The following is a 7011-nucleotide window of genomic DNA, read 5'->3' as shown; positions in this document are numbered from 1 at the left end:
AGAGGAATTGCCCTCAAGTCTGGCTTAGTAAGGTGGAAAACCCTGAAACCCGAGGACAAGAAGGCAATATCTAACTCCTGTTTTCTACTCTACTTCTTGACCGATTCTTGATAGAGATCAGCGTAAGTTTTTGAACCTTCAATCAGTGCATCGCAGAAAGCAGCAACGTCTGTCCCTGTGACTTCAAGCACACCTTTTCCAGCAACTGCGCCTTCTTCAAAGAAGCTGAGAATTTCCGAGAGCAGTCCGATACCTTCGTTTAGCTCAACAGGACCGACTTTGAAGAGATATTTTTGAATCTCTTTATAGACAATTTGGTAATCTTGTGGAAGTGCTTTGACACGCGAAACATGTGCTCTCCATTCTTTTTTGTCTTGGATGATTTTTTTGATACTCATTTCAGTCCTCCTAATTTTCTTACTACGTTCTTGTTGAGTTGGTCTCGCCATTTATCTCTATAAATTTTTGCGCCTTCGTCACCAACAAGCGCTGTGCAGAAGCCTATGATATCATCTCCTAGTACTTCTTCGACGCTCTGACCGTCTGCTGATGTAACTTCAAGCAGTTCAAGAGCACTGTCAAGAATAGGCATCAGATTACGACCGGTGAAATCCCCACGAACCCACAGATTACTTATAATTTCTTTCCAAGCTGTTTGATATTCAGCTGGCAAGACTTTTACTCGTGCTTCAAAACCTTTCATTTCTTTAGTCATATCGCTGCCGGTTATTTTTTCTAAAAAGTTCATTGTAGTCTCCTTTAAGATGCTAAGCTGTTCAGCAAAGTTCTATTATTTAATCGTATCGTTCAACTTCGCGCGATATTTGTCCTTCCAAGTCTTCGCATCCTTCACTAGTTCTTCGCAAAAAGAGCCCACGTCCTCACCCGTAAGGTCAGTAATTTTCCTGCCTGCCGCTGCACCTTCCTCAAAAAGGTCGAGAATGCCGCCAAAAATACGGCTCATGTCCTTCCAGTCGGTGAGGCCACCAGCGGTCCACATATATTTTTGGATAGCTTTGTAAGCGTTATGGTACTCACTTGGAAGTGCCTTCGCACGCGCCTCCATCGCCTTCCATTCCCGCTTGTCATCCAGACTTCCGATAATTTTTTCAATAAAACTCATTTTACCTTCTCCTTTTGATTTCTTTAGTTTTGAGTTCGTTCATTTTGCTTGAGATAAAATCCCATTTTCTCCAAAAAATTTCAAGTTGCTTTTGACCTGCTGCGTTGAGTTTGTAAAATTTTCTCGGCGGTCCCACAGTGGATCGCTTTTTCTCGATGTCCACCAGATTGTTTTTCTCAAGCCTTATAGTAATCGTATAAACTGTGCCTTCAACTACATCAGTGAAACCAAGTTCTCGCAGCTGTTGCGTGATTTCATAGCCGTAAGTTTCGCCACGGCTGATGATCTCAAGCACACAACCCTCAAGCACTCCTTTCAGCATTTCTGTGATATTTTCCAAATTTCTCCCCCATTTGTATTTCACTATATTTTTTTCAGTACTCTGTAACACAGGTATTTTGTAATACAGATATTAAGTATTACTTATTACTGGTATATAGTAACGCAGAATAGTATCACTTGTCAAGAATAAAATATTTCGTCAAAAAATCCCATTATTACGATCTTCATAGGTGTTTTAATCAAATTTGATAGCTCATAATTGTATGGTAGGGGTTTTGTGTCGCAAACAATTTTAAAGATGTTGAATCAATTATTGATACAATTTTGCATTGGGAACCGGTGAGGTTAAAACCGACCTCCTGCTATTTATTAATGGCAGAAGGCAGTAGGTAATCCTTAAAGTAATGTATTAGTCTGGAAGCATCGTCAACTATATTGCTGGTATATATCACTACAAGTTGATAATCTGGAACAACAAGGATATACTGTCCCTTAAACCCAGATGCAAGAAAGAACCTGGGCTCATTACCTTGCTGTTTATTAATCTACCAGTGATAACCATACGCACTACTATCATTTACCTTGAACTTAGCCGATGTAGACTCTTCAATCCAGTGACTTGGAACGATCTGATTGGAATTCCATCTCCCTTTGTCCATGTATAATACACCGATCTTTAGCAAATCAACAGTCATCATGTTCAAACCGAACCCGGCAATAGCTACGCCCTGTGCATCAAAGTTCCACCTATAATTTGTGATTCCAAGGGGTATAAATAAATGTTTTTTCGCAAAGGCTTCAGTATTTAATCCCGTCGCTTTTTGTAAAATCGCACTCAACAAATGAGAAGAACCACAACTATAGATCATTCTTTGCCCCGGCGGGTAATCAACTGGTTGATCAAGTATAAATTCAACCCAATTTTTACTTGGTATCATGGCATTGTTACCTGGCCAGTGCAAACCTGAAGTCATTGTTAATAAGTGTTTTATAGTAATTTTTTGATCCGCTGTATCTTTTTTAAATTCTGGAAAATAATGAATGATAGGTGTGTTGACATGTTCGATGTATCCCTTATTTATGGCAATACCAATAAGGATAGATAAGATACTTTTCGTAACGGAATATATTTTATGTTGTCTTTCTTTCATTTTTCGATTTCTAAAATATTCAAATACCACAGACTTGCGGTGATGGACAAGGCAACTATCAATCTTATCTTTCTTAATTTTTCTTTCAAAATTTTTTATTAGGTCCTCATTCATACTGTTAAGAATCCTCCTATACAACGGGTTGGCATAACATCCATCATTATAGATCAACCCAATATCTTCTCTCTTCTTTCTTAACCTCAAACCCTAGGAATTTATAAAGTTTTAAAGCTGATTGATTTTTCGTTTCAACCAGAAGTTGTGCATATTCTAAATTGCAGTTTCTTAAATGTCTTATCCCTTCCGTTATTAAATGTTTTGCAAGTCCATGTCTTCTCCAATAGGGCTTAACGAACACATCTTCAATCGTGCCTATGTTCTCATTTTTTACTTTCCAAACTAGTATGCTGCCAATAATCATCTCATCGTTGTAAAAAGCTGTAATTGCTTTCCAAAATGGATTATTTTTATACTCGCGCAATTTCTCCACTCCAGTAGGGTCATCTGGCCAGATTTCACTTTCCGCCTTTAAATATTTACTTTTTTCTTCCTTTGTGTCAATGTACCAATGTTTTATGGTTACACCGGGTATTTTTATACCTATTCGAGGAACAGATTCAGATACTTTGTAATTCATCCAGTACAAGCTTTTATAATGCTTGAATCCTTTGTCCTCAAGATAATTTTGAAAACACCAACTGGAAACCAAACTTAAATTAGCTAAGACCTTTTATTATATAAATTCAACAAAAAGCCACAGAATTATATAAATAACCCTGTGGCTCAAATTGATAAATTCATAAAAATTGCCTGTGCTAATTGCCAAGCTCTAATCATAGATCCAAATCAATCATTATCTAACTAAATTAATCCGTATGAGTGAGAGGCAATAAATTTAACTTCCAAGGTTATCTTCATGAAATTTGACATTGCGTAACCTCACTCCCTTCCATAATATTACGAAAATTATACCAACTAAATTCCAAGAAGTCAATTATTATGAAGCTAACATTTTCTCCCTCGTTAATATTATCTGATTAAAACCAGCATTAACTCTATTGTATTAAAACAACCCTGTCCACTAATCAAATGACTTGGCGAAGTTTTCGTGTCACAAACAGTTTTAAAAGGGAAGTTTGTGTCGTTTTAATTAGATACAAACTTCCCAATATTAATTTAAATGATAATGTAGATTTATAAACATTTTAGTGTTTTTTTATCGTCTAGGAAATTATAAAATTTTGCGGCTGTGGATAACTTAATAACCGGATAAGCCACGTCCGGCTCCAGCGCCCAGCGCTTGCGCCTTTGTTCTTATGGCATATTCGTGCCGCCTGACAGTAAGTTCCTAATAATTTATAACTCCTACCCCTCTAAGTTATTATGCAATGGCTTTGTTGTAAACGCGAGTTGACCAAATCAATGTGATGATTGTAATAACCACAATGACAATAAACCCTACGAAAACAGATTGGTTCACGATTGATCCTTCCGCTAATTTTTTAGATGCTTCCACTCCATAATAAAGTGGATTGATATGAGCGAGTACTTGTAACCATTTTGGACCAAATGATATTGGTAATAAAATTCCTGCGAGTAAAGTTAACGGCAATTGTAAACTTGTTATTACAGCAGCAACTCCACCCACGTCTTGGAAAATCAAACCTAGACTTCCAGACCATGCTGAAAACATCATCGTAATAATTGAAAGTAATAGTAATTGTAGTAAAATACCTACTAAGTGAACTTCATACCCAAATAAACTTGAGATTACTAAAACGATAGTTGCTGGAATAAGAAACGCTACGACATCTTTTAATACCCCACCCATTAACATGGCGAATCGACTTGCAGGGGTTACACGTAAACGTTCAATAATCCCGCTCTTTAGGTCAAAAACCATTGTCCATCCTGTACCCGTCCCTGAGCTAAATGCTAAGAGAACTAGAATTCCCGGCACAAACATTTCCAAGACCTGGGCTGTATTCATGGCAGGATGCGTTATATTTTTTAATAATGGACTAAACAACAGTATATACAACAACGGAGTCATCAACCCAGAGATTACCCAAGCAATTTGACGAGCTGACTCTTTTAATTTACGAACAAAGAAAATATTCGTTTCCCGTACTACTTGCATCATTGTTCTCCTTCCTTTCCGCCATCACGTAATTCCTGTCCAGTTAAGGCTAAGAAGACATCATTTAAAGATGGCATTGATAATGATATATTTGCCAATTCGATATGATGTTCTTTCGTGTATTCAAAAATGTGAGCAACTAATTCTTCGCCTTTGGAAGTGTAAATGGTAAAATTCATACCCGTTTCTATCACATTACCAATTGCTAATTGATTAAAGAGCTGTTTCATTTTTTCAGCGTCTCGTGAATTTTTCAGTTCTATCGAAATAGCTTCCCCTGAAATCTTTTTCTTTAATTCTGTTGGTGTTCCCTCAGCAATGATCTTGCCGTGATCTAGAATAATTAAACGGTCACTTAAGGCGTCAGCTTCCTCTAAATAGTGAGTGGTAAGGAAAATTGTCATTCCATTGTCTCGTAATTTTTTAATATGTTGCCATAAATTAGCACGGTTTTGTGGATCAAGTCCTGTCGTTGGTTCATCTAGAAATAATACTTTTGGTTCATGTAAAATTCCTTGAGCAATCTCAACACGACGTTTTTGCCCCCCGGACAATGTGCGAACAAAGCGCGAAAGCAATTCATGAAAATCAAGCAACTTACTCAATTTGTCAATTCTTTGCGCTGTAACATCTTTTGAGAGTCCATATAATTTCCCTGATAATTCTAGATTTTCATGTACTGTTGCGTTTGGATCAGCACCACCAAGTTGACTAACATAGCCTATTTTCGTACGAACCTTTTTGGCATCGGTTAAAACATTACATCCAGCTACATCAGCCGTTCCGCCACTAATTGGTAACAATGTTGTTAGTATTCGTTGCGTTGTGGTCTTGCCTGCTCCACTTGGTCCAAGAAAACTAAAGATTTCACCTTGATAGACTGTAAAGCTAATATTATCAACGGCAATAATTTTTTCTTTTTTATTCCCATAGGTCATACTTAAATTTTCCACACTAATTGCCTTGACCATAATAGTCAGACCCACCTTTCTTTATAAACTTTTTTTCATGTAATGTGCGAGTAATAACATCATCACGGCTAGTGCCACAACTAATGGGATCCAACTGAAGATCCATAGTTTTAAAAATAGCAGGAAAACAAATGCACCAATTGCTAAAATCCAAACCGCTGCTGTCATCAAACCAAATGTTTGTGCATTACCTGAAGCTTCAAAGTTTTTTGCCCATTCATTATGTTTTTCAGCTTCTTTTAATACCCAGGATTTACGATAGTCAGATTCCGTAATTATTAAGAACGCAATCACACCAATGCTCGGTAAGGCAAAAGGGATTAAAATCGCAAGCGCACCTTCTAATGACTTGGCTTCACCGAATACCAACAATGGCACAAGTAAGGCGCCGAATAAGAAAACGAATACCGCAATGGCGTAGATTGATGCACGTAATGGACGCATTGGGTTACGCGTTACCGTTTCTTGCGTTAAGCCCATATAAACAAATCCTGCTAATGGAATGGCTAAGAACACCATCAATACACCTGTTAAGGCTTCAACTTTACCAGATGCAAGATAACTTAAACCTGCACTAATCAATCCAAATGCGGCAAGAACGCCTAAAATAGTATAAATAGCGGCACGTGGTTTTGTAACAAAATGTCGTAATGACATATACTGAATTTCAAACACTTCTTTCTTTTTCGCTAAACTCATTTGGTCAGCGATTTTATTGATGTCGGCAAACTCTATTTCAATTTTTTTTAAAGCTTCAGCACGTTTCAAACCAGTTGCTTCTAAGCTGTTCAAACGGTCTTGAAGATTCGTTAATAATTCCTCCTTAAAATCAATAAGTTCAGGTGATTCTTCATATTTTTCAAATGCGTTGTCAATAAATTCTTTTAGTTCCATGCATTATACCTCCGTAAATAATCGTTCCAAAATCTTCTTTGTAAATTCATAATCTTCAAGTTTTTGGTGATACAACGCACGACCTTGTTCAGTGATGCGATAGTACTTTCTACGACCACCTTGCGTTTCATCACCCCAATAAGATTCAATAAAACCATCCTTTTCAAGACGTTTATAACTGGAATAAAGCGTTGTTTCCTTTAATTCATACAATTTTTCCGTTTTTTGCAACACACGGTTATAAATTTCAAATCCATAGCGGTCGCGATCCAGCAAACTCGCTAAAACGATTGTATCCGTATGTCCGCGCAAAATATCACTTGATAATTTTCCACTCATATTTTCACCATCTCTTTTTGTTCATCGGAATACTACGACTGTCGTGTATTGAATTATTTTTTTAGGCGAGGACTTCTTTTCCCCACCTCCTTTCAACATAATTGTATGTCG

10 protein-coding genes are annotated in these 7011 nt (G+C 37.2%); all 10 read right to left on the bottom strand.

Annotated features, from left to right (window positions below; genetic code table 11):
- Positions 1-89: 89 nt before the first annotated feature.
- The 10 genes from IEX12_RS03250 to IEX12_RS03205 all read right to left on the bottom strand — a co-directional run bounded on the left by IEX12_RS03250 (position 90) and on the right by IEX12_RS03205 (position 6900).
- Positions 90-398 carry a DUF1048 domain-containing protein gene (locus tag IEX12_RS03250; protein ID WP_088050374.1) on the bottom strand — a complete coding sequence of 103 codons (309 nt, stop codon included), beginning with the start codon at positions 396-398 and terminating at the stop codon, positions 90-92.
- Positions 395-748 carry a DUF1048 domain-containing protein gene (locus tag IEX12_RS03245; RefSeq protein WP_088050373.1) on the bottom strand — a complete coding sequence of 118 codons (354 nt, stop codon included), beginning with the start codon at positions 746-748 and terminating at the stop codon, positions 395-397. The genes IEX12_RS03250 and IEX12_RS03245 overlap by 4 nt, the downstream gene beginning before the upstream one ends.
- A gap of 42 nt (positions 749-790) precedes the next feature.
- Positions 791-1123 (bottom strand): DUF1048 domain-containing protein, encoded by a 333-nt coding sequence (locus tag IEX12_RS03240; RefSeq protein ID WP_088050372.1) that lies wholly within the window; start codon positions 1121-1123, stop codon positions 791-793.
- A 1-nt stretch (position 1124) separates the two neighbouring features.
- Positions 1125-1463, bottom strand: coding sequence for a PadR family transcriptional regulator (locus tag IEX12_RS03235; protein ID WP_088050371.1), 339 nt, complete (start codon positions 1461-1463; stop codon positions 1125-1127).
- Between the two features lie 487 nt (positions 1464-1950).
- Positions 1951-2670 (bottom strand): serine hydrolase domain-containing protein, encoded by a 720-nt coding sequence (locus IEX12_RS03230; RefSeq protein WP_235000395.1) that lies wholly within the window; start codon positions 2668-2670, stop codon positions 1951-1953.
- Positions 2671-2716: 46 nt separating this feature from the next.
- Positions 2717-3193, bottom strand: a complete 477-nt coding sequence (locus IEX12_RS03225; protein ID WP_088050370.1) for a GNAT family N-acetyltransferase — start codon at positions 3191-3193, stop codon at positions 2717-2719.
- 744 nt (positions 3194-3937) lie between these two features.
- Positions 3938-4699: an ABC transporter permease gene (locus tag IEX12_RS03220; RefSeq protein WP_230856015.1), complete on the bottom strand. Its 762-nt coding sequence runs from the start codon at positions 4697-4699 to the stop codon at positions 3938-3940.
- The gene (locus tag IEX12_RS03215; protein ID WP_088050369.1) at positions 4696-5667 is read right to left on the bottom strand and encodes an ATP-binding cassette domain-containing protein; all 972 of its coding nucleotides are present in this window, start codon (positions 5665-5667) and stop codon (positions 4696-4698) included. The genes IEX12_RS03220 and IEX12_RS03215 overlap by 4 nt, the downstream gene beginning before the upstream one ends.
- Positions 5668-5688: 21 nt before the next feature.
- Positions 5689-6561, bottom strand: a complete 873-nt coding sequence (locus tag IEX12_RS03210) for a hypothetical protein (protein ID WP_088050368.1) — start codon at positions 6559-6561, stop codon at positions 5689-5691.
- 3 nt (positions 6562-6564) lie between these two features.
- A complete protein-coding gene (locus IEX12_RS03205; RefSeq protein ID WP_088050367.1) occupies positions 6565-6900 on the bottom strand; it encodes a PadR family transcriptional regulator in 336 nt (111 codons plus the stop codon).
- Between the last annotated feature and the right edge of the window lie 111 nt (positions 6901-7011).

The sequence above is a fragment of the Lentibacillus populi genome (genome assembly GCA_014642895.1).
GTDB classification, from domain to species: Bacteria; Bacillota; Bacilli; order Bacillales; family Amphibacillaceae; genus Lentibacillus_C; species Lentibacillus_C populi.
Note: the sequence above shows the minus strand (reverse complement) of the source record. Positions and strands in the feature narration are given on the sequence as shown.

Bases quoted from the DNA above. Each gene is read 5' to 3' on its own strand.
- IEX12_RS03250 (WP_088050374.1), bottom strand. From the start codon at position 398: ATGAGTATCAAAAAAATCATCCAAGACAAAAAAGAATGGAGAGCACAT.
- IEX12_RS03205 (WP_088050367.1), bottom strand. From the start codon at position 6,900: ATGAGTGGAAAATTATCAAGTGATATTTTGCGCGGACATACGGATACA.
- IEX12_RS03240 (WP_088050372.1), bottom strand. From the start codon at position 1,123: ATGAGTTTTATTGAAAAAATTATCGGAAGTCTGGATGACAAGCGGGAA.
- IEX12_RS03210 (WP_088050368.1), bottom strand. From the start codon at position 6,561: ATGGAACTAAAAGAATTTATTGACAACGCATTTGAAAAATATGAAGAA.
- IEX12_RS03225 (WP_088050370.1), bottom strand. From the start codon at position 3,193: ATGAATTACAAAGTATCTGAATCTGTTCCTCGAATAGGTATAAAAATA.
- IEX12_RS03220 (WP_230856015.1), bottom strand. From the start codon at position 4,699: ATGATGCAAGTAGTACGGGAAACGAATATTTTCTTTGTTCGTAAATTA.
- IEX12_RS03245 (WP_088050373.1), bottom strand. From the start codon at position 748: ATGAACTTTTTAGAAAAAATAACCGGCAGCGATATGACTAAAGAAATG.
- IEX12_RS03230 (WP_235000395.1), bottom strand. From the start codon at position 2,670: ATGAATGAGGACCTAATAAAAAATTTTGAAAGAAAAATTAAGAAAGAT.
- IEX12_RS03215 (WP_088050369.1), bottom strand. From the start codon at position 5,667: ATGGTCAAGGCAATTAGTGTGGAAAATTTAAGTATGACCTATGGGAAT.